The organism is Terrilactibacillus tamarindi (genome assembly GCF_009718825.1).
Lineage (GTDB): Bacteria > Bacillota > Bacilli > Bacillales > Sporolactobacillaceae > Terrilactibacillus > Terrilactibacillus tamarindi.
In genome coordinates this window covers 1-1861 of record NZ_WNHB01000044.1, presented here as the reverse complement: position 1 = coordinate 1861, position 1861 = coordinate 1, and the positions used below count along the sequence as shown (strand labels likewise).

The window sequence follows — 1861 nt, the reverse complement described above, 5'->3', positions numbered from 1 at the left end:
AATCGAGTAGGAGGGGGTGATTAACCCCCGACCTCTCACACCACCGTACGTACCGTTCGGTATACGGCGGTTTCATTTAGGTCAAACGCTTTGTTTGATAACGATTAAATAGACTCTTGAGTCCTTGGTGGATCCAGTATTGATCACCGATGGCTACATGCAAGATTGGGCTTTTGGCTACTCGCCAATAAGCCTTTCTTGTGTTTGCCCATTCCCACGCTTTTCCTCGATTAATGCCAAGCCTCTTAAGATTCTTGTATCTCGTTTGGACTTTCTTCCATTCTTTCCAGCGTATCATGCGCAGTCTTCTTCTTATCCAACTGTCCAAGGATTTAAGTATGGTAGGCGTGTCTGCTAATTGATAGTACCCCAGCCAGCCTAAGAGATATCGATTCAGTATCTTAATTCTTTCTTCCATACTGATGGATTTCTTTCTTGACGTTAAGCGTTTTATTCGATGCTTAAATCGCTTGATACTCTCTTTGGATATCCGTATCTTCGGATTCTCCTTATGAAAGGTGAATGAAAATCCGAGGAATTTGCGTTTCCACGGGCGGTCTACCGCACTTTTCTGTTCATTGACTTTGAGTTTTAATTTATCTTCGATAAATTGAGTGATACCTTTCATCACTCTTTGACCAGCTCTATGGGAGCGAATGTAGATATTACAATCGTCCGCATAGCGGACGAAGTGAAGTCCTCGTCTTTCAAGTTCTTTGTCCAATTCGTCTAAAACGATATTCGATAATAGCGGACTTAATGGTCCGCCTTGAGGCGCTCCTTCGGTATTAGGTCTGACAAGACCGTCTTCCATAATACCTGATTGTAGATATCTACGAATGAGCCTCAATAGATTGGGGTCTTGAATTCGCTTGCTTAGCGTTCGCATGAGCCGGTCATGGTTGACTTTATCAAAGAACTTTTCTAAGTCCATATCAATTACCCAGCGATGTCCTTCCTTAATGTATCTTCTTGCTTGTCTTACCGCATCATGCCCTCGTTTGTTTGGACGGAATCCATAACTGTTAGTCGAGAAGGTTGGGTCATATATCTTTGTTAGAACTTGTGCTATCGCTTGTTGGATGAATCGGTCTATCACGGTAGGAATACCTAGTTTTCTCTTCCCACCGTTGGGTTTCGGGATTTCGACACGACGAACGGGTTGAGGTTGATAGGTTCCCTCTTGAATTTGTTCCTTTAAGTACGTCCAGTGTTCCATGATATGCTCTCGTAGGTTTTGTACGGACATACCATCCACACCATGACTTCCTTTATTTTTCTCTACACGTTTTAGTGCGAGTATTAAGTTCTCTCGTGATAGGATCTGATCCAACATGTTATCTAACTCCCACGTGAATTGTCTGGTTCTTCTTGTGTGGCAACGTCTTTCAGCCCTTCTAATGTCCCCCACGGGATTCACCGTTTCCTCCATTAGGAAGGATAGATTGTTTCTGCTTCATCAAGTGTTGCGTACTTAAAGTGACAACTCTTCCTAAATGATTCAGCCCTTCATGGGTATTCTAGAAATGCCCATTACTATGGCTTCTGCTGACTTCTGATCGTTCAGTGAACATTCTCATGTTCAGTTACACAATGAGTTGTGCGTTTCGATCAGACCTCCCAGGGTAAGCACGCATTCTTCCTCTCCATGTCCCCTCTTCATTTACTCTGTATGCCCTTTGGCAGTATGGGCTTTGGCTTGTTTCGCAGTCTCACCCAAGCATACCTAGCCTTATATGAAGTTCGTGTACCTAAGGGCGGAGATTTGCCGCCGACTTCCTTCAGATTCCATCTTACGGTGGACACCCTTGTCTTAGGCTAACCACTACTACTGCCTTCATGGTTCGGGACTTGAACCCTA

The 1861-nt window shown here is 44.0% G+C and carries 1 protein-coding gene; it reads right to left on the bottom strand.

The features are described 5' to 3' along the window. Positions 1-76: 76 nt before the first annotated feature. The gene (gene ltrA / locus GMB86_RS15235; RefSeq protein WP_155221388.1) at positions 77-1336 is read right to left on the bottom strand and encodes a group II intron reverse transcriptase/maturase; all 1260 of its coding nucleotides are present in this window, start codon (positions 1334-1336) and stop codon (positions 77-79) included. Positions 1337-1861 lie beyond the last annotated feature (525 nt).

Coding starts and splice junctions, on each gene's coding strand:
- ltrA (WP_155221388.1), bottom strand. CDS start 1,336: ATGTTGGATCAGATCCTATCACGAGAGAACTTAATACTCGCACTAAAA.